Source organism: Empedobacter sp. ULE_I140 (assembly GCF_053482575.1).
Genome location: NZ_JBQMTX010000001.1, coordinates 626,445 through 646,843 on the forward strand (window position 1 = coordinate 626,445; position 20,399 = coordinate 646,843).

The following is a 20,399-nucleotide window of genomic DNA, read 5'->3' on the forward strand; positions in this document are numbered from 1 at the left end:
AAACCCACTCAAATTTGAGTGGGTTTTTATTTTTTAATCTTTTATTCCGTTAAAAATATATTGTAAAATAGGGTTGATTTCTGGATTTTCAAGATGTTTTTTGAAAATTTTGGTATGATATTTTGGTTTATTAATCATTTTACGTTCAACTAATTCGTCAATTGTATCAATGTATTCAACTGAAGTTTTTCCAATCAATAAATTATCCAAAGAACGTCCTTGATCGACATAATTCAAAATTGTTTTCAAACCTTTCAAGTAAAGTGCATCTTTTGTAAAACCACCACCACGATAAACGCGAGTTGTCAGATAAAATGCATCTTCTGGTTGCATTTTGTATTCTTCCATCAAGGTCATAAATGTTTCGTTGAATGATTTTCCATTTGTCAACATATGAACTGCCATAACGCGTAAACCAAGTTCTCTTAGTCGGCTATGATTAATAGAATCAGAATAATATTCACTTAAAATCGCTAAACCTTCTTGCGTTAATGTATTTACAGGTAAACCAATACTAAAGATTTTTAATGGTTGATCCAACGCATTCATGGTTGTCACCATGTGAACTCCAATTTCGTGCTCAATTAAACCATTTGTAAAACGTTTGTCAAACTTAACGCCACGTTTAATCACAACTTTTCTCTTGCTATTGATTACAAGTGCTTTTGATGCGATATCATCCGAAACTTCGATGTCAAATTTGAAACCATAATCATTCGTAGCATTTCTAAAAAGATTAACCACTTCTTCCTCTGTATAATTTCCTTGTTTATCCATTCTAAATTCAGGACAATAAAGGATAAAGTTCGCGTTTTCGATATCTTTTTTGGATGGTTCGCCAAAGTAACGCAACGAATTGTATAAAAATTTATCCGTACCAAGATTGGCTAATAAATCGACCTTATCAAAATAAGCGTTAATCGTGTTAACATACATATTTTGAATACTAATATCATTGATTTTTTCGACTTTAATATTCGATAATTTTCGTTTAAATTCGAATGGATCAATGTTAAGCGGATTGTATTTAAATTGTGGTTCGTATGTATATTTTGAAGCTAAAAATTTCTTCTTTTCAAATTCTAAATTGATCGGATTGATAACACTTAACAATTCAAAATTCTGAACCAATTGGCACAATTGTTTATCAATTTTAACCAAGTCAGATTCTAATTCATTGTGCAAAATATTTACTTGCTTAGAACCTACTTTGTACGTTGTTTCCGTTTTTACAAACTCATAAGCGTGGTTAAGAATCGCTGATTTAAAACCTTCTTTAATTTGGTTAATAATTTCTGGAAAAGATTCTCCTGTTAATTCATCACAATAAATTTTTGAAACTTCTGTCGCTAAAACCAACGTATTTTTGAATCGATTTGTAACAAATTCTAACAAATAACCGCGTCCATAAAATACATCGTTAATCGCTGAATAATTGTGAATATTTTCTAACTCAATATTCGCCAATTCATCGCGCCAACTTTCTACATAGTTTCCGTAACGTTCGTTGTCAATTCGCTCCGCACCAATGTTGAAGACAGGAACCGGACGATCCCAACGTTTCCAATTGTACGAATGAATATCATAAACCAAACATGACTTAAATTTAGTTTCAAGCTTGTTGATTAAAGCTTCTAAAACTTCATAAAAAGCGTGATGTTTTGCAATACTTTTTTGTTTTTGAGAAACCGACAAAGGCTCTTTCCAAACCTGTTTTCCCCAAGCTTCTTCGTACACAGCAGTTTCTGGACCACGATTTAGATCGTATTCAAATCGAGAATCACAACCTTGAATTAAGATTGGAAAAGTTTCTACAAACTCAGCAGTATGCGGATCTTCCTCGTACCAACGTTCATAATTGCTTAATAAACATTTTTCGCGAATATCTTCGCGCATTTGTCCACCATCATGAATGGCAGCACAAACGTAAGGAATGTATTCGTCGATTTTTATTTTGAATGATTCGTCTTCTGCATAAGCTTCAAATACAATTTCGTTCTCAATATTCTCTAAAATTTGCTGTATACTTATGGATTTCATGCTTTAAATTCTTTATATTTCTCCAATAACATCGACACGATTTGTTTCTGAATTTCGTTGTTATTGTTTACATTATTGTGAGGAACAATTCCTCCAGGACTTACTACATTTAGCTCAACCATTTTTCCGTTAATCAAATCGATACCACAAAAATAAATTCCATCTTCATTTAATTGTTTTCCTATTTTACGGCACAATTCTAACTCATGTTCACTCATTTCGTGTCTAATCGCAGAACCACCAGCCGAAATATTAGAACGATGATCGCCTTCTGCAGGAACACGCATAATTGCACCAATCGGTTCACCATTAATCACAATGGCGCGAACATCACCTTTTTCTGCACCTTCTATATAATTTTGACAAATAATAGGCTGAGAATATCCGGTATGATTGATATAAAAATCGCAAATCGAGCTTAAGTTACCAATATTTTTTCGTTCGAAAAGTATAACACCTTTACCACCCATTCCGTCTAAAGGTTTGATGATAAATTTCTCGAAATTATTTTCTTCTACAAACGATTTTATCAAATCAATATCTTTTGTAATAAGTGTTTGAGGAACAATTGTTTCTAGACCATCATCAAAAGAAGCGGCGTATATTTTATTATTTGCTTTACGTAATCCCGAAATTTTATTCACGAAGAAAACTTTATCTTCGATTAATTCTAACATATTCAACAAAAGCGGATCAATTGGTGGATCGGCTCTCATAAAAATTATGTCAAATTCGGTCAAATCTTTTATACTACTTTCAAATTTCATGGTGTGATAAAATTCAACACAATCATTTGTTTCTGTAGTTATCATCTTTTTGCAGTTTCCTACAACTTTGCCTTTGGCAATAGAGATATCTTTTTTTGTTAAATAGGATACTTCAAATCCACGATCTACGCATTCTTTAATAATTCGCATAGTGGTGTCTTTTCCTGGTTCAACCTTGTCCCAAGGATACATTACGAAGCATATTTTCATATAAATAAAAAGGGTATTAAAATCAATGCAATAATAACTAAAAGTTTGATACAAAAAATGATCTATAAAAAATTATAGAATATTTATTTTTATTCTATGAAAGATATTGATTTCTAATGATTAATAAAAGAAAATGGTGATTGATTTTTTAATTTCAATCACCATTTGGTTGGTAAACTATAAACTATTTATTTCTTAAACGATCAATTGTTTCTTGAACTTTAGGATCATCAGCTTTTACGCTGTAATAATCTGCAATTTTTCCATTTTGATCAAGAACCAAATATCTTGGTATCCAATTTAAATCAATCCCTGTGCCAAAATTGCCTTTCCAGTTGTTTCCTAAGTAAAAGTGTTGACCTTCAATCTGATATTTTTTAATACCATTTTTCCAAGCTTCCTCATTCTTGTCCATTGAAAGGTAAACAAAGGTTACGTCAGGATTTTTTTCGTGCAAAGATTTCAAAGCTGGCATGTTTTTGATACAATCTCCACACCAAGTTGCCCATAAATCCAACAAGACAATTTTTCCTTTATAGTTCGAAAAAACTTTTTCGATGGTTGCCGAATTTCCTTCTAAATCAACTACGCTATCTTGCAAAGCTGTTGCGGGAAATTCAGTTTTCATCACTGACGGAATTTTTTGCGAAAATGCATTAATTCCGACAAATAATATTAAAACGCTAATTATTTTTCTCATGATAAATTTTTATCGATTTCATGTATTTACAAAATCTATACCAATTCAGTAGACTTTAAAGCAAAGGTAAATATTTATTTCTAATCATTGCAAAAAGATGTAATTTTGTTTCATGCAAAAATATCTGATTATTGGGCTTGGTAATATTGGTGCTCAATACGAAAATACTCGTCATAATATTGGTTTCAAGGTTGTTGAAGAAGTTGCTAAAAAAGTTGATGCTAAATTTTCACCATCAAATTTTGGTGAAGTAGCACAGTTTAAATATAAAGCGCGTCCAGTTACGTTGTTAAAACCAAATACATACATGAATTTGAGTGGAGATGCGGTTCGTTTTTGGATGAAAAAAGAAAATATTTCGTTAGAAAATATTTTTGTCATTACAGATGATTTGAACTTGCCTTTCGGAACAATTCGTATGCGTGGAAAAGGTAGCGATGGTGGACACAATGGTTTGAAGGATATTCAAAATAAAGTTGGCGGACAAAATTATGCGCGATTACGCTTTGGTGTAGGAAATGAGTTTTCGGAAGGTAAACAAGTGGATTATGTGTTAGGCGATTGGTCGGCAGAAGAAAATGAAAAAATGAATGAACGATTGAATTTGGCTGCTGATGCAGTTTTGTCGTTTATTTTTCAAGGATTAGGTAATACAATGAATCAATATAATGGTAAATAAAATTTTAGGAGTTGCAATGATTGCAGGAACACTTTTTTTAGGTTCTTGTGCAAGCAATTCGTCAAGTTTAGAAGGAAAAGAAGCGAAAATAGAAGAAATAACTTCGACATTAGATAATGTAAATGAAATTAATTTCAAGAGTAAAAAGAATGTTTTGTTAGACGTTCGTACACCTAAAGAGTTTGCTGAAGGTCATGTTCCTGGAGCGGTAAATATAGACGTGAAAAATCCAAATTTCGAAGAAGAAATTCAGAAATTAGATACAAAAAAGAATTATTTCATTTATTGCAAATCTGGTGTTAGAGCAAAATTAGCAACAGAAAAAATGCAAGAAAAAGGTTTCAAAAATGCCAAGAATTTCAAAGATGGAATGTCAACGTACAAAGGAACTGTAACAAAATAATGGAAGGATTTCGTCCCGAAATATTAAAAGAAATTGTCACAACTAAAATGCCTTTCGGTAAATACGAAGGGCGATTGTTGTGCGATTTACCTGTTTCTTATTTGGAATGGTTTGTTGGTAAAGGTGGTTTTCCGAAAGGGAAATTAGGAATTCTTTTATCCACTGTTTATGAAATAAAATTAAATGGTTTAGAAGATATTATCTACGAATTGAAACGTCAATTTGGTTAAACTTCCCATTCATAAAAATTTGCATCATCACGCAATTGAAATCCAGCACTTGGATATAATGAATTTCCAATATCATTCGTAACACTTGTTTCTAACAACATTGCACAAGCATCTGTTTTGCGACACAGATTTTTTGCTTCTTCTATCAATTCTCTTGAAAAACCTTGTCCGCGAAATTCTGGTGAAACAAATAAATCATTCAAAATCCAGAAACGTTTCATTCGAGTAGATGAAAATGAAGGAAATAATTGTACGAAACCAACTGCTTTTTCGTCTTTGTTATAAGCTAAAAAGATAACCGATTCGTCATTTACAATTCTTGCTTCTAGAAATTTTTCCGCTGCTTTTACATCAGATTCCTTATCATAAAATTGACGATACGCATCAAATAAATGAACTAATTCTTCTAAATTATTTATAGTAGCTTGTTTTGTCATGGTGTTGAATTAAATTATTGTTGGAGTCAAAAATTATTGCATTTATTTTGAAGACTTTTTTATTTCCAAAATCAAAAATATAGAAGTAAGATCCCATCTCAGCACTAATAAAAGAATCTTGTAAAGATTGCAAATATTCAATATTCCCATTTAAATAATTTTCTAATATGAAGTCAAATTCTTTGAAATTTGTTAATTCAATATTAGAAGTTTCAAATTTTTTTCGATTATATTTTTCTGTTTTAATGTATGTTTTTTCTTTTGTTGAATAATTATAGGTAAGACTTTTAAATCCATTTACCTTTTTTTTAACTACATTATTATAAAATGAACGAATATAAATTATATTTTGATATTTACTTGATGCGTTTTTTTCAAATGAATTTGTATTGAGTTTATAAAAATTATAATATAATTTATCTTGAGTTTGACAAGATGATAAAAATATGAGTAATAAAATCGAAATGAATTTAGACATATAGTTTTATACCAAATTACTAAAATTAATCCAAATCATAATCTTCAAATTTCCAAATTAAAATCATCCATACAAATTACTTCCATCCAAATATTCCCAAACTTTTGGAGGTAACATAGGTTTTATATTTTTTTCATCTTTTATTGCATTTCGAATAAATGTAGAAGAAATTTCCATCAAAGGCGCTTCAACCATTTCTACATTATCCAAATTTTCTTTTTGCGAATAACCAGGACGCGGATAAACATACAATTGATAATCGCGCATTAAAATCTCAGCGTTTTTCCATTTCGAAATTCCATCCAAATTATCAGAACCCATAATCAACGCAAAGTCATGCTCAGGAAATTTTTCGTTCAGATGAATTAAGGTATCAATCGTGTAAGAAGGTTTCGGTAACGTAAATTCGATGTTAGAAGCACGAAGATTAGGATAATCTTTAATCGCTAATTCTACCATTTCTAATCGATCATATTCATTTGCTAAAGAACTTTTTTTCTTCAATGGATTTTGAGGCGAAACCACAAACCAAACCTGATCTAAATCGGTGAATTGTTGAAAATGATTGGCAATAATTAAATGTCCGACATGAATAGGATTGAATGATCCAAAATATAAACCGACCTTCATAAAATTGATTTTTTAGAAAAACAAAAATACGATAATTGTAGAATAAAAAAATCCAGCCGGAGCTGGATTATATGTTTAGAATTTTACTAATTCTTTATATAGTTTGTGCGTTGGAAGTCCCATTACATTGAAATAACTTCCATTCATATTCTCCACACCAATGTAACCAATCCATTCCTGAACTCCATAAGCGCCCGCTTTATCGAAAGGTTTGTAATTATCAATGTAGAAATAAATTTCTTCATCTGTTAAATCTGCGAAAGTAACTTGCGTTTCGTCTGAAAAAGTAACTTCTTTTTCTAAAGAACGAATTGTAACTGATGTATAAACAGAATGTGTTTTTCCGCTTAATTTTTTAATCATTTCGTACGCTTCTTCTCTATTCGAAGCTTTTTCTAACGAATCATCATCCACCCAAACAGTTGTATCCGACGTAATAATCAAATCATTTGGTTGAATATCTGTATAAGCTTTTGCTTTTTTAGCGGAAAGATATTCGGTGATTTGTTCTTTCTTGAATTCGTTGCGATCAAATGTTTCGTCAATATCCAATGAAATTGTCGAAAATTGCAATCCTAATCCAGCTAAAAGTTCTTTTCTTCTTGGCGATTGTGATGCCAAAATGATATTGGTATCTTTTAGTTTTTCTGTTAATAACATTTCAAATTCTTTTATACAGAAGCAATTTCTTCTGCATTATACCACTTGTTTTGAACTTTCAAAATTTGTTCTAATAAATCGCGAACGCAACCTTTCCCTCCATTTTCTGGCGAAATATATTCTGAAGCTTTGCGTACATCCATACAAGCATCGTTAGGACAAGCTGATAATCCAACTAAATTCATCACAGCTAAATCTGGATAATCATCGCCCATATAAGCAATTTCATCAGGATCTAATCCATAAGAAAAAAGTAAATCTTCGAAAGCTTCTACTTTATCACGTTTGTTTACATAAATATCAGTTAAGCCTAAATATTTTAAACGATTTACAACAGCTTCATCTCTTCCGCCTGTAATCACCGCAATACGAATTCCTTGTTTGATGGCTAATTGCATCGCATAACCATCACGCGTATTCATTGTTCTCACCATTTCGCCAGTTGGTAATAAAATTAAATTTCCATCTGTCAAAACTCCATCTACATCTAAAATAACGGTTTTAATGTTATTTAGTTTTTCTTTATAACTTATCATTTTTCGTAAACTCGTTTGATTGAATCTGTCAATATTTGGTAAATCTGTAATAATCTCGAATCATCTTGTAAGGCCTCTAAATGACGATCAATAATGACTTGATCTCCGCGTTTTGCTGGTCCAGTTTGTGCATCTTTTGGATTCATTTCAATTACTTTGTTGGCAGTTTCTTGGATTAGCGGCAACAAAACATCGAACGGTACATTATTCTGTTCGCATATATTTCCAGCGATGTAATATAAATGATTCACAAAATTATTTGCCCAAACACCTGTCATATGTACTTGCATTCTGCTCGCAAAATTTAATTCATGAACTTCATTGGAAATACGATTTCCTAAATCGTTCAATGTTTTTAAATCTTCAGGATTTTCGGCTTCGATAAAAAATGGAATATTATCATAACGCATCGTTCTTTCTTTCGAGAAAGTTTGCAACGGATAAAAAACACCTTTACGATAATCTCCTTTCAACACAGACATTGGCGACGAACCTGATGTATGCACGACTAATACATCATCGTATGGGATATAATGCGAAAATTCTTCAATACCAGAATCCGCACTTGCGATAATGTAAACATCTGCTTTCTCAATTTCAGATATTTTATCAGTGTACGAAATTCTATTTGCTTCGCCTATTTCTCTGGCATGCTCTAATGTTCTATTGAATATTTGTCGAACATTGCAAGTGTTTTCGATTAATGCACGAGTTAAATGAAATGCAACATTACCTGCGCCTAATATGACAATTGAACTCAATGTTTTAGCAATTTTTGAATTAATATTAATTGAATGATAAAAGTAAGTTTTTCAGTTGAGGAAATAAAATTTTAAAAAAAATTATAATTGTTGTAACAATTTTTTAATTCTTGCGTCTTATTAGGAAAATGTTATCGTTCAATGTGTTTACGTATTTATCGCTCACGTTATAAATATTTTCCATTTTCTGTAACAGAATAAATTTAAAAACGTCTAATTAGGTAAAAGTTCGGATCATTATAACTTTGTATTATGTAAAACATATTACTATGCAAAATATCAACTATGAAATTAAATAAAATTACTTTAGCTATTCTTTTCTCCGTTTGTTCTATTTACGGATTTGCGCAGGAGCATCATCCTGTGAAGGGAAAGATTGAAAATGCAAAAAATGAAGCTGTAGCTATGGCTGCAATTCAGATTTTTAAAGCTGATTCAAAAGAATTATTTGATGAAGTTTATGCTAATGAAGATGGAACATTTGAAATTCCAGATTTAGAAGACGGAAATTATCGTTTGGTAATTACAGAATTTGGCTACCAACAATCTGTGACAATAGCAGAAGTAAAAGGAGGTGAATTAAATTTAGGAAATATTGTTTTACAAGCTTCATCTACTGAGACAGTAGAATTAAAAGGTGCTTTTGTACGTGCAGAAGTTTCGCAATATCGCAACGAAATTGACAAACGTGTTGTAGAAGTAGGAAATGATTTAGTGTCTGCTGGAGCGAACGCAGCTGCTGTTCTTAATAACATTCCGTCTGTTAATGTGGATCAACAAACAGGTGAGTTATCTCTAAGAGGAAACGAAAATGTAAAAATTTATATCGACGGTAAACCTTCTTCTTTATCAGCTTCGGAAGTATTAAAACAAATTCCTTCTAATCAAATAAAAAGTGTAGAAATTATAACCAATCCTTCTGCAAAATATGAAGCAGACGGGAAATCTGGAATCATTAATATTGTCATGATAAAAGGTCAGAAAAAAGGATATAATGTTACGTTAAATACAGGTTATGAACAAGGTAAAAAAAGTCGTTTCAATAATTCATTAACTGCAAATGTAAATATAGGTTCATTTAACTTTTTTGGAAATTATAGCTACAACAAACGTCCAAGCGAATTTCATGGATACTTAGATAATTATGATTCTAAACGTTGGCAAGCGATCGATATTTTGAATAAAGATGAAAGTCAAGCAGCTAAATTCGGATTTGACTGGTTTATTGATGATAAAACAGCTTTAACAGTTTATACCAATCAATGGTTTGGAAAAGGACATGGTGAAATTGGTTCGGACATTATAAAAACAGATGTCAATACTCTTCACCCAAATAATTCTGATTTTCATGGAGATTGGAAAAGTCAAGACTATAGTTTAAACTTTAAACGTGATTTCGATAAAAAAGACCACAACATTGTTTTAGATGCATTTTTCTCTCAAGCGACAAATACGGATTGGCGAAATATGCACAATACTTATCCTGAAACAGAAAATTATTACGAAGATCGTGATTCTAAAACGGATAATGTTCGTGTTAATTTAGATTATACAAATCAAATAAAAGATGGCGGAAAAATAGAAGCAGGATTGCAATTTCGTCGCGAAAAAAATAACAATACGTTGCTAACTGATAGACGAATTGATATCGAAAACAGCTTAATTGACCCTAGTACAGATTTTGATTTCACGAGAGATTTCCTTTCTGCATATGTAAATTATGGTCAAAAATTCGGGAAATTTGGTATGCAATTAGGATTACGAGCAGAACAATATAAAGACAAAGGAAATTATTTTTACAATCAAGAAACGAAGAATATTGATAAAGATAAATTAGATTTCTTTCCATCTGCATTCTTAACATACGATGTATCAGAAAAAGGACAAGTTTCGTTGAATTATAGCCGTCGAATAGATCGTCCAGGAATCAGACAATTATCTCCAGTAGCAGAATGGTCAACTCCATTAATGTCAAGCATTGGAAATCCAGAATTAAAACCTGAATACACAGATAATTTTGAAGTTGGGTATTTACAACGAATTGGTAAAAATTCTATTTCGGCTAATGTATTTTACAGACATGTACAAGATAATATTTTCCGTAGTGTATTGGTTGATGATACAAATTCAGAAAAATTCATCCAATTATATGAAAACTACGATAAAGTAAATGCATATGGTTTCGAATTAGCGTTTAATCTTGTTCCAAGAAAATGGTGGTCATCAAATATTAGTGGAGATTTTACACACAATACAATGGTTGTTGCCAGAATGGATGAATTTAAAAATCCATACACAGCAGAAATAGACGCTAATCGTTTGACAGCTCGTATGAACAACACATTCAAAGTAACGAAATCAATTAGTTTACAACATTTCTTTATGTACTCAGGTAAATACCGTTTTGTACAAGGAGAAATGCAAGATATGTGGCGTATGGATTTAGGTGCACGTTACACATTTATGGGTGGTAAAGCTGCTTTAAGTGCTCGTGTAAGTGATATTTTCAGAACATTTTACGGACGTTTAGAAATGTACGATCCTGCAAGAGGTTACGGCAATTTCCGTTGGGAAGCTCAAACATTAAATATTGGTTTTACGTATAATTTCGGTGGAAAAGTGCGTTCTCGTGCAGAAGCTCAGAGAAATAAAACAGAAAATCAAGGTGGTGGAGTAGGGTTCTAATCAACAAGTACATTCCTCATTTATATATTTTTATAACTAAAAAAGCGTTCTAAATTAATTTTAGAACGCTTCTTTTATATCATTAATAGTTTATTTATTGAACTTCTTTCTTAAATAACTTATTTAAGGTTACGGCAATTGCACCGTCTCCCGTTACATTACCTGCAGTACCAAAGCTGTCCATTGCAATATAAAGTGCAATCATTAATGCTTGATTTTCTGCATCAAATCCTAACATCGAAGCGATAATTCCTATTGCTGCCATAATTGCTCCACCAGGTACTCCAGGCGCTGCGACCATTGCGACACCAAGCATCATCATAAATCCAAAAAATTGAATAAAATCGATTTCCATTCCTTGAATTAGCATTAATGCTATACAACAACAAACGATTTTTAACATCGAACCAGATAAATGAATTGTCGCACACAACGGCACTGCGAAATTGGCAATTTCGTCGCGAACTCCAATTTTCTTTACTTGCGCAATTGTTACAGGAATTGTAGCCGCAGAAGATTGTGTTCCTAAGGCTGTGAAATACGCTGGTAACATCAATTTCAACATAGTGAAAGGATTCTTTTTTGCGATAATTCCGGCAATTGTAAATTGAAGCACTAACAAGAAAACATGTAGCACGAAAATTACACCAATTATTTTCAAAAATACATTCATAATTGTTACCACTTGCCCTGAATATGACATGTTCAAGAAGATTCCGAAAATGAATATTGGTAATAATGGAATGATTAAATTTTGAATTAAATACGTAATAATTGATTCGAAATCATCTGCAAATTTCCCAAAAGTTGAATCTTTTAATCGTGATAATCCGATTCCGAAAAGAAATGAAAAAACTAAACCTGGCATTACACCAAATAATGGAGGAAATTCTATCGAAAAGTACGGTGCAAATTCTTTTGCTTTTTCGGCTAAATTAATTTGACCAGTTTGATGTTCTAATAAACTTGGAAATACAGACATACTTACAGAATAGCCTAATAATCCTGAAAAAATAGTTGATCCGTAAGCGATTAAAACAGTTGCTAATAATAATTTTCCGGCTGTTTGTCCTAATCTTCCAATCGATGGAATGATTAATCCGACAATAATCAATGGAATTAAAAAGTTAAGTAATTCGCTAAAAAAATCATTGAAAGTCATAAAAATACGACCAACAGCTTCTGGGATAATTCCACCGAGTACAATTCCGAGTACAATGGCTAGAATAACTTTTACGAGTAAATTGTCTTTAAGTTTGTGCATAGTCAAATTTAGAAAAAATCCGTTCAATTCAAGGTTTTAATTCTAAATGTTGATAAAAAGAAAAAAGCGATACTAAAATTTAGCATCGCTTTTTGGTATATAATTTTTGATAAAATTATTTTTTAGGTAAACGTACAATTCGGCTCGCATCGTTCGTATAAGCTTTACTTCCGCTTATTTTTTTGTAAGCAAATTTTGACGCCAAACGTGTGTTTTCTGTCGTAATATTGTTGGTAACATCACCTTTATTATTCATTCTGTCCACAATATCATACGTTACATCGTAACCTAATTGCTCGTAACGCGTCGGAAATTCACAATAAACTTCTTTGAAATCTTTGATCACACTTTGCACTTCCGTATCTCTTGTATTGATTAAACGCGCAGTACTAAACACAAAACCAAATTCGCGGAATGCATCGATATTTTTTGCATTATCTGCGTTATAAACATCATAAACCGAAACCGATTTTATTCCGTAAGCTTTGATATTGTCTTTGTTAAATGTTTTTAATTTTTCTAAATATTGTTTTCCCAAATTATCATCATCACCAACTAAAACCGTAATAATTGGCGTATAATAATCTTCACCGTTAACTTTATCGTGTGGTTGAACAATTTTTGCAACACTATCTACAATGACAACATTTGCTTTCAACTGTTTTTCTAATTGTTTTTTCGTATAACTTGCTAACTCTTGATCGTCACGATTTGTTAATAAATAAACTTGTTCTCCAGCAAAGTTTTTCCCAATTTCTTCGATGATTTGATCTGCAATTACTTCATCTTTTGGATTAGAAATCAATAAATCATTGAAAGAATTTAACGAATCATCATTTGCATAAGGCGAAATCACGGCGATACCAGAATTGCTAAAGAAATTCGCAACTTCCGTAACATCAGACGTATTCAACGGACCAATAACTGCATCTGTTTTACTGAAATCTGTTGTTGATAAAATATCTTGTAAGTTTCCGCTTTTCGTATCGATCACTTTTACATTTACATTTTTACCTTTTTTCGCCAAACGAGTCAACGCTAATTTAGCTCCAGTAAAAAATTGCATCGCTTGCGAATTTTTCAATTGCGGATTATTTGCAACATCAAAAGGTAGCATAATCGCAACATTAATTTCGTTATCGTTAGCACGTTTCAACTTTCCAGCAGTTCCGTATTTGATGATTTTAGCATTTTTTTGCAATGGAATTTTAAGAGTCATTCCAGCTTTTAAACCATTGATTAAATCAGGATTTAAGCGCAACAATTCATCTAAATTCGTATTATATTTTTCTAAAATTCCGTAAGCCGAATCTCCATTCTGAACAACATAATTGATTGTATTTTCTTCAATCACAACAGAGCCAGATTTTTTAGGAATCGTAATCACCATTCCTTCTTTTACACCTGTTTGTAAAGCTGGATTTTCTGCATATAAATCGTCAACACTTACATTATATTGTTTTGCTAATGTGTATAAAGTTTCTCCTTTTTTGATTAAATGTGTTCCTTTTGGAACAGAAAAAACTTTGTTTGACACATCTTTCGGAAGCTTGATCACATCACCAATTTCTAAACCTCTTTCTTTGATTTGAGGATTTAATGAGTTCAATGTTTCTTCCGAAATTTTATATTTTTTTGTCAAATTGTAAACCGTTTCTTTCGGCTCAATTGTAATATATTGATAATTATCGTCCGAAGTATTTATGTTTGACGTAGTCGTTTGTGTATTGGTTTCAGTTGGTTTGGTTGTCGTAGCTCCTTTACCTGGAATCACAATCAAATCACCTGGATGAATCCCATTTTTTTCAATTTTAGGATTGGCTTTATACAATTCTTCTTGCGAAACACCATATTGTTTCGAAATTCCGTAAACGGTTTCTTTTGCTTGAACTGTATGCGTTTTTTGTTGAGCATAAAGTGCTGATGCACCAACAAATAACAATAAAGCTAATATTTTTTTCATTTAGATGAATTTTCGTGGTCAAATATACAAATTATGTTTTGTTTAAAGTTCTTCTTTCAATGTATTTATGATGAACTCGAAATCAAAAGGTCGAAGACTATCTTCAATAAAATCAATGAAATACTGAACATTAATGTAATCAAAATCAGCAAAATTTTTCACACGTTCTTGCAAACCATTTTGTTGAGAAAGATCATTCAGTAATTGCTCGATTCTCTTCAATAAATCCTCATTTTTTTTCACTTCAGCATGCACCAAACGTTGTTTTATTTTCTCAAAACCTTTCAACTGTTTTGTACGCTGCGCTTGTATCATATCCGCAAAAGAAGATTCTGTTAACGAACTCAAATGTTCCAAACGATCAAAAATGCTTTTTAATTCTTCTTCCAATTCAGGAAGTTTTGGAGCAATTTCTGACGAATTTATCGAACGTTTTTTTGTGATTGCTAAACTATTCGAAAATAAATCTTCGTTTGATAAATCTAATTTTTGTTGTTTTTCGTGTTGTTTTTCAGTTCGGATTAATAATGAATTTCTCAAAACTAAAAGTGGAAAATCAACTTCAAATTGATTGAACATTTCTTTCAATTGTAACCAATAAGCCATTTCGCCACCGCCACCAACATAGGCAACATTTGGTAAAATTGTTTCTTGGTACAAAGGTCTCAAAATCACATTTGGACTAAATTTATCTGGATTTTGATGTAAATCGGCAACAATTTCTTCTTTCGAAAATTTGATTGAAGTGTTATTGACAAAATACGTTCCATTTTGTTCAACAATACGTTCACGAGAATTATTTTGATTGATATAAAACAAGTTTATCTCACGAGGATTTACCTGAATAGAATAACCCAATTGTTCTAATTTCTCATTTTGAGGAATTACTTTTTTGAATGATGTTGACTCAATTAATTCTTCCTCAAAAGTCGGAATCATCACTTTTTTCAATTCTTTATCATCTCCATCAATCATCAACAATCCATGATCTTTGAACAATAGATGAACCAATTTTCGTGTTGCATCCGTCAAATTATCATTCGATAAATAAGAGGCTTCAATTAGATTTTGTAATTCAGTTTTCTTTTTTCCATTTGGAATTAATGACAAAAATGAATCAAAAACTTTTTGTAAACCATCTGTTGATAAACGTCCAACTGGTCCGCCAAACTCTTTTTCCCAATGAATAATTCGATCTCCAAATTTGAAATGATTAATTTCTTCAAAATCGTGATCTTCAGTTGCCATCCAAAACATCGGAACAAAATTGATTTCACTTTGTTCTTTGTTCAATTCTTCGCACGCTTTGATGACTTGCAAAATCTTATAAAAAAAGAAAATTGGACCTGTAAATAAATTTAATTGATGCCCAGTCGTAATTGTTACTGTATTCTTTTCTCTTAATTTTTGTAGATTATTTTGTTGCTTTTCCGATAAATCTAAATGATTTAATTGTTTCGAAATTTGGTCAACAAGAATTTCTCTATTTTTATAATTTTCAAGCTTATTTTGAGCTTGTTTTATATAGTTTTCTTTGGTTGGAAATAGGTTGTAGAAGTCTTTCAAATTCTTGTCTTGATTGATATAATTTAACATCAATTTTGAGAAATAATTTGAATCCTTAAGTGATATTGTTTCCATTTAATTTTTATTAATCGTTTGATGTACATCCATTGCTCTGTCCGTTGCAAAAATGTCGACACCATCTTTTTCTAAATCGCGGTAAAGTTGTCCATTTTTCGCCGAAGCACTTTTGTCTAAGTTTCCTAACGTTCCAAAAATGACCAAAATATCTTTGTCATGAATTTTATTTAAAAATGATTTGTCATTGCGTCGAGTTCCCGTAAATGCAACCATTTTGTCAGTCGGAATTCCGCTGTTCATCATTTCATTAAATTCTCGTTCGTTTCGCATCGAAACAGACAATAACATATCTGGCGCAAGTTGATGCAACTTTTTCGCTTGACCAACTGTATACGTCACCAAAACAACCTGTTTTTGCATGTTTTCTTGTTCTATTGTCTTTACAATATCACGATAATCAACACCTTTTTTGATGTCAACCATAAAATAAATTGGTTTACTTTTTCCCCAATTTAACGCTTCTGCAAAAGTCGGAATTTTGTATGACGTTTGTTGTCCAAAATCATCTACCAAAAAGTATTCCTTAATGGTTTTTAAGTCAACTTGATTGACATCTTGTCGCCCTGTGCTTGTTCGTTGCAACGAATTATCGTGCATTAAAATAAGTTGATTATCCTTTGTTTCGGCAACATCAATCTCAAAAATTTGAATTCCTTTTTGATAAAGATGTTCAAAAGTTTCGATACAATTTTCGGGAAAACCATGTATTCCACTTCCTCCACGATGCGCGCTGACAAAGTTTTTATTTTTGGTCGAATATTTGAAGGATATTTCTTCGAATGAAGTATTTTGATGTGTTTCGGATTGATTTTTCTTCGGATTACAACTAAAAATAGTCAGTAAACTGAACATTAAAATTCCGAGATAATATCGTTTAAAATAATTGAAATTCATATTTTTAAATAAAAAATTAAATTAATTCATCCTAAAATTGCGAATGAAGCTGTAAATTTAAACTGAAAATATTCAACAAAATAAATTATTATGGGACTTAGAACTTTTTTGAAAAGAATTTTAGGAAAAACAGAAACTGCGATTGATGTTGCGGGAGATAAATTTGACGATGTTTCGGCAACTGTAAAAAAAGCAGGAACATTGATTGCAGATGACGCATCGGATTTTGCGCGTAAAACAATCAATAATATAAAAGATGCTTCGGGTGATTTGAAAGAACAATCGAAAGAAGCCGCTAGAGATTTTAAAGAAAGATCGAAGCAAGATTATAACGAAGTAAAAGATATTGCGGAAAAGCAAATGAAAGAAACAAGTGCTTTTGTGAAAGAGAAAGTTTCGGATTTGAAAGAAACTTTTAAAGAAGAAAAAACAGAATTGGAAGAAAAAGCTGATGAGTTAAAAACAAAAGCCGAAAATAAATTAGACGAAGCTTCTGAAGATATTAAAAAAGAGACAAACGATTAAAAAGTCTTTATTTATCAAGTTTTATTACAATTTATAAATGTTAAATTTAACATTAGTTATTGATTATTATAAAATTGGTTTAATTTTTGATTCAATAATTTTTCCTCGAAATAATTAAAATGACTGAATACAAAGATCTCGAGCCCTCTACAAACCCTAAACATAAAAATGAATTCGTAAAGAATATTATTATTGCTGTTTTAGCAGTATCCTTGTTATTAGCTATTGGGTATATTGTATATTCTAAAGAAGCAAATGCAAAATCTTCGATAGAAATGCAAAGTGATATCAATGATTTGGAACGATCTAGAGAAATTCTGAAACAAGAATTACGTATAATTAGATCAGATTTTGATGATGCTAAAACTCGTGTTGTAAAAAAAGATTCTTCTTTAAGTTATCAAGATCGATTGATTTTGGAGAAACAAAAAGAGATTCAATCAATCTTAAATAAAGAAGGAATTACAAGTGGAGAATTGCAACGTGCTAAACGTTTGATAACCTCTTTACAAGCAGATATTAAAGTTTATAAAGAAGAAATTGTTCGCTTGAAAGACGAAAATAAAAAGCTGACAAACAAGAATACAGAGTTAACTTCGGAAAATTCTCATTTGAATGAGCAGAAAAAAACTGTTGAATCAAATTTGAGTACTGAAAAAGAAAATCATCAGAATTTAATCAAAGAAACAAATTCTACTTTATCGATTTCAAATTATACGATTAAAGGTTTGCGAGTAAAATCAAGCGGAAAAGAAGTGGAAACAACGCGAGCAAGAAGAATTGATAAGGTTAGAGTATCCTTTGATTTGGATAAAAACTTGAATGCGACTTCAGAAACCAAAGAATTGTATGTATCTATTTATAAACCAAGCGGCGAGATAGGAAAATTTAAAGGGGCTGATGCTGGTGAAACAACTTTACGTTCTGGATCTTCTGTAGAATATTCTGATCGTGTAAAAGTTAATTACAATAATATGTCTGGTTCAAGAGTTAATTTTGACTGGGTTGATTATGATTTTCCAAAAGGTGAATATAAAATTGATATTTACCAAAATGGATACAAAGTTGGTCAAAATGTGATTACACTTCGATAAAGATTAAAATTATAAATACATAAAAAAAACTCTTCAAGATTCTTGAAGAGTTTTTTTTATTAACAATATTTTTCTCCGTTTTTCTGTAATTTTAAATCGCTCACATAAGTTTTTATAAACTGTACATTGCTTCGAGGACAAATGAGTAATCCTTTCTCCGAATTAATAACCACATAACTGTCTAATCCATCAATAATAATAGCTTTATCTTGCGTAGAATAAATAAAATTATTTTTGGCGTTGTAACCAGAAAAGTGTTTACATAATAATGTATTGTTATTTTCGTCCTGATCTTCACCTGTATATTTATATTTTTCGTTGATAGCCGACCAAGTTCCAATATCACTCCAGCCAAAAGTTGTCGGAATGACATAAACATTATCTGCTTGCTCTAAAATTCCTTTGTTGATAGAAGTTACATCTAACGTTGTGTAAATAGGCTTTAAAGTTTCTGTATTTTGTAAAGAACGATCAAGATCAAAATACTTTTTCAAAGTTTCTTGCATCGAAGGTAAATGTTGCTGAAACGCTTTTATAATGCTATCTACAGACCAAATTAAGATTCCTGTATTCCAAATAAATTCACCACTCATTATAAAAGATTCGGCGAATTCTAAATCAGGTTTATCGATATAAGATTTTACTTTTTTAATAGGGGTTGTATTTTCGATGAACTGAATGTAACTGTAATTAACATCTGGTCGTGTTGGAGCTACTCCCAAAGTAATCAATCGATCGTTGTCAGCATCCTCGAAAGCAAGATTTACTTTTTCTACAAATTCATCTTCATCAAAAATAAAATGATCTGAAGGAGAAATTATCAATTTTGCATTTGGATTAATTTGTTGGATTGTCATTGCGGCCAATAAATTACAAGCTGCGGTATTCATGACTCTTGGTTCGATGATAAAATTTTTATCCTCAAAATCTGGTAATTGTTCTTTTACAATCTCTTTATAATCTTGAATAGTTACAATGAAAATATTTTCTTGTGGAACGACTTTTTTTAGGCGATTATATGTTAATTGAATAAAAGTTTTTCCGATTCCTAATAAATCATGAAATTGTTTTGGTTTCTTAATCGTACTCAAAGGCCATAATCTCACTCCTGTACCACTGGCAAGAATAACAGCGTAGTTATCTTTATTATTCATGATTGTCTTTTAAAGTTTATTTACAGTTGCAGTTGCGTTTATCAAATATTTTTTCTTGGTTTTCAACTCTAAACAAAGATACCTTAATTTTCGTTTAGATTCTTTTTTAAAGATTCTTTTTCCAATCGAAAATATTGAGCCATCCTCCAAATCTTCAAGATAAATTTGAGCAGGATTTTTATCATCTATAATATATTTTGAGATATTAACATCCGCTCCTAAGCTTGCCTTTGGATGTTTGGCATGATGAAGAATATACGGTTGCAATTCTTCGGGATAAACGTGAATAGATTCTAATAATAAATGCCCAAAAATGGTTTTCCATTCTTTTCCATGCGGATTTATTTTACGCGAATCAAACTGAACAAAAGTTTTGAGATGCGCCACTTCATGTGTAAAAACAAAAAAGAAAGCATACTGATTTAAGTCGCCATTCACTGTAATTTGATGACGATTATTTTCGACCAATTTGCGATAATCTCCCAACTTAGTTTCACGTCTTCTTGTAATTTTTAACGTTATAAAATGATTTTCTAACCACTTTTTTACATACAAGTCTGCATTATGAGGGAGATAAGAAGTTAAATGTTCTAAATTCACATTGTGCAAGATAAATAAAAAGCCTTTCCAATAAAAATATTAATT

At 31.2% G+C, this 20,399-nt stretch carries 21 protein-coding genes; 6 read left to right on the forward strand and 15 right to left on the reverse strand.

Going from position 1 to position 20,399, the window contains the following annotated elements; genetic code table 11:
* Positions 1-33: 33 nt before the first annotated feature.
* From ACTS9J_RS02960 to ACTS9J_RS02970, 3 genes are all read right to left on the reverse strand, one after another.
* Complete coding sequence (locus ACTS9J_RS02960; RefSeq protein ID WP_291096019.1) at positions 34-2,040, reverse strand: flavohemoglobin expression-modulating QEGLA motif protein; 2,007 nt, start codon at positions 2,038-2,040, stop codon at positions 34-36.
* Entirely contained in the window at positions 2,037-3,017 is a 981-nt protein-coding gene (gshB, locus tag ACTS9J_RS02965) for a glutathione synthase (RefSeq protein ID WP_291063595.1), read from the reverse strand. The genes ACTS9J_RS02960 and gshB overlap by 4 nt, the downstream gene beginning before the upstream one ends.
* Before the next feature lie 184 nt (positions 3,018-3,201).
* Positions 3,202-3,717, reverse strand: a complete 516-nt coding sequence (locus tag ACTS9J_RS02970; protein WP_221855624.1) for a TlpA family protein disulfide reductase — start codon at positions 3,715-3,717, stop codon at positions 3,202-3,204.
* Positions 3,718-3,829: 112 nt separating this feature from the next.
* On the opposite strand from ACTS9J_RS02970, the gene pth reads away from it, so the two are divergent.
* Genes pth through ACTS9J_RS02985 form a run of 3 tightly spaced genes read left to right on the forward strand, consistent with a single transcriptional unit; the run spans position 3,830 to position 5,029 of the window.
* Positions 3,830-4,396 (forward strand): aminoacyl-tRNA hydrolase, encoded by a 567-nt coding sequence (gene pth, locus ACTS9J_RS02975; protein WP_038336392.1) that lies wholly within the window; start codon positions 3,830-3,832, stop codon positions 4,394-4,396.
* Entirely contained in the window at positions 4,386-4,799 is a 414-nt protein-coding gene (locus ACTS9J_RS02980) for a rhodanese-like domain-containing protein (protein WP_291053088.1), read from the forward strand. Before pth ends, ACTS9J_RS02980 begins: the two co-directional genes overlap by 11 nt.
* On the forward strand, positions 4,799-5,029 hold the full coding sequence (locus ACTS9J_RS02985; protein ID WP_038336390.1) for a DUF3820 family protein: 231 nt from the start codon (positions 4,799-4,801) through the stop codon (positions 5,027-5,029). The genes ACTS9J_RS02980 and ACTS9J_RS02985 overlap by 1 nt, the downstream gene beginning before the upstream one ends.
* On the opposite strand, the gene ACTS9J_RS02990 is transcribed toward ACTS9J_RS02985, so the two are convergent.
* From ACTS9J_RS02990 to ACTS9J_RS03015, 6 genes are all read right to left on the reverse strand, one after another.
* Entirely contained in the window at positions 5,026-5,466 is a 441-nt protein-coding gene (locus ACTS9J_RS02990) for a GNAT family N-acetyltransferase (RefSeq protein WP_286495147.1), read from the reverse strand. The two genes, ACTS9J_RS02985 and ACTS9J_RS02990, sit on opposite strands and share 4 nt — an antisense overlap.
* Entirely contained in the window at positions 5,441-5,944 is a 504-nt protein-coding gene (locus ACTS9J_RS02995) for a hypothetical protein (protein ID WP_291077323.1), read from the reverse strand. Before ACTS9J_RS02995 ends, ACTS9J_RS02990 begins: the two co-directional genes overlap by 26 nt.
* 63 nt (positions 5,945-6,007) lie before the next feature.
* Positions 6,008-6,574, reverse strand: a complete 567-nt coding sequence (gene nadD, locus ACTS9J_RS03000) for a nicotinate (nicotinamide) nucleotide adenylyltransferase (protein WP_286495146.1) — start codon at positions 6,572-6,574, stop codon at positions 6,008-6,010.
* A 75-nt stretch (positions 6,575-6,649) separates the two neighbouring features.
* Entirely contained in the window at positions 6,650-7,234 is a 585-nt protein-coding gene (locus ACTS9J_RS03005; protein ID WP_038336384.1) for a Maf family nucleotide pyrophosphatase, read from the reverse strand.
* An 11-nt stretch (positions 7,235-7,245) separates the two neighbouring features.
* A complete protein-coding gene (locus ACTS9J_RS03010) occupies positions 7,246-7,770 on the reverse strand; it encodes a KdsC family phosphatase (RefSeq protein ID WP_114998734.1) in 525 nt (174 codons plus the stop codon).
* On the reverse strand, positions 7,767-8,531 hold the full coding sequence (locus ACTS9J_RS03015) for a Rossmann-like and DUF2520 domain-containing protein (RefSeq protein ID WP_291096015.1): 765 nt from the start codon (positions 8,529-8,531) through the stop codon (positions 7,767-7,769). Before ACTS9J_RS03015 ends, ACTS9J_RS03010 begins: the two co-directional genes overlap by 4 nt.
* Before the next feature lie 285 nt (positions 8,532-8,816).
* On the opposite strand from ACTS9J_RS03015, the gene ACTS9J_RS03020 reads away from it, so the two are divergent.
* A complete protein-coding gene (locus ACTS9J_RS03020) occupies positions 8,817-11,216 on the forward strand; it encodes a TonB-dependent receptor domain-containing protein (RefSeq protein WP_448352830.1) in 2,400 nt (799 codons plus the stop codon).
* Positions 11,217-11,310: 94 nt separating this feature from the next.
* Here ACTS9J_RS03020 and ACTS9J_RS03025 read toward each other — a convergent pair whose 3' ends face one another.
* From ACTS9J_RS03025 to ACTS9J_RS03040, 4 genes are all read right to left on the reverse strand, one after another.
* Entirely contained in the window at positions 11,311-12,480 is a 1,170-nt protein-coding gene (locus ACTS9J_RS03025; RefSeq protein ID WP_291096011.1) for a dicarboxylate/amino acid:cation symporter, read from the reverse strand.
* A 115-nt stretch (positions 12,481-12,595) separates the two neighbouring features.
* Positions 12,596-14,443, reverse strand: a complete 1,848-nt coding sequence (locus ACTS9J_RS03030) for a LysM peptidoglycan-binding domain-containing protein (protein WP_448352831.1) — start codon at positions 14,441-14,443, stop codon at positions 12,596-12,598.
* 42 nt (positions 14,444-14,485) lie between these two features.
* Positions 14,486-16,084 carry a bacillithiol biosynthesis cysteine-adding enzyme BshC gene (bshC, locus tag ACTS9J_RS03035; RefSeq protein ID WP_448352832.1) on the reverse strand — a complete coding sequence of 533 codons (1,599 nt, stop codon included), beginning with the start codon at positions 16,082-16,084 and terminating at the stop codon, positions 14,486-14,488.
* Positions 16,085-16,981 carry a glycerophosphodiester phosphodiesterase family protein gene (locus ACTS9J_RS03040; RefSeq protein ID WP_448352833.1) on the reverse strand — a complete coding sequence of 299 codons (897 nt, stop codon included), beginning with the start codon at positions 16,979-16,981 and terminating at the stop codon, positions 16,085-16,087.
* 90 nt (positions 16,982-17,071) lie between these two features.
* Here ACTS9J_RS03040 and ACTS9J_RS03045 point away from each other — a divergent pair, with 90 nt between their 5' ends.
* Together ACTS9J_RS03045 and ACTS9J_RS03050 are read left to right on the forward strand one after the other, a co-directional pair.
* On the forward strand, positions 17,072-17,506 hold the full coding sequence (locus tag ACTS9J_RS03045; RefSeq protein ID WP_038336372.1) for a hypothetical protein: 435 nt from the start codon (positions 17,072-17,074) through the stop codon (positions 17,504-17,506).
* Between the two features lie 119 nt (positions 17,507-17,625).
* Positions 17,626-18,600, forward strand: coding sequence for a hypothetical protein (locus ACTS9J_RS03050; protein ID WP_280035376.1), 975 nt, complete (start codon positions 17,626-17,628; stop codon positions 18,598-18,600).
* 59 nt (positions 18,601-18,659) lie between these two features.
* Here the strand turns inward: ACTS9J_RS03050 and ACTS9J_RS03055 are convergent, their stop codons facing one another.
* Both ACTS9J_RS03055 and ACTS9J_RS03060 read right to left on the reverse strand, forming a co-directional pair.
* The gene (locus tag ACTS9J_RS03055; RefSeq protein WP_291063666.1) at positions 18,660-19,754 is read right to left on the reverse strand and encodes a mannose-1-phosphate guanylyltransferase; all 1,095 of its coding nucleotides are present in this window, start codon (positions 19,752-19,754) and stop codon (positions 18,660-18,662) included.
* 9 nt (positions 19,755-19,763) lie between these two features.
* The gene (locus tag ACTS9J_RS03060) at positions 19,764-20,354 is read right to left on the reverse strand and encodes a SprT-like domain-containing protein (RefSeq protein WP_291063668.1); all 591 of its coding nucleotides are present in this window, start codon (positions 20,352-20,354) and stop codon (positions 19,764-19,766) included.
* Between the last annotated feature and the right edge of the window lie 45 nt (positions 20,355-20,399).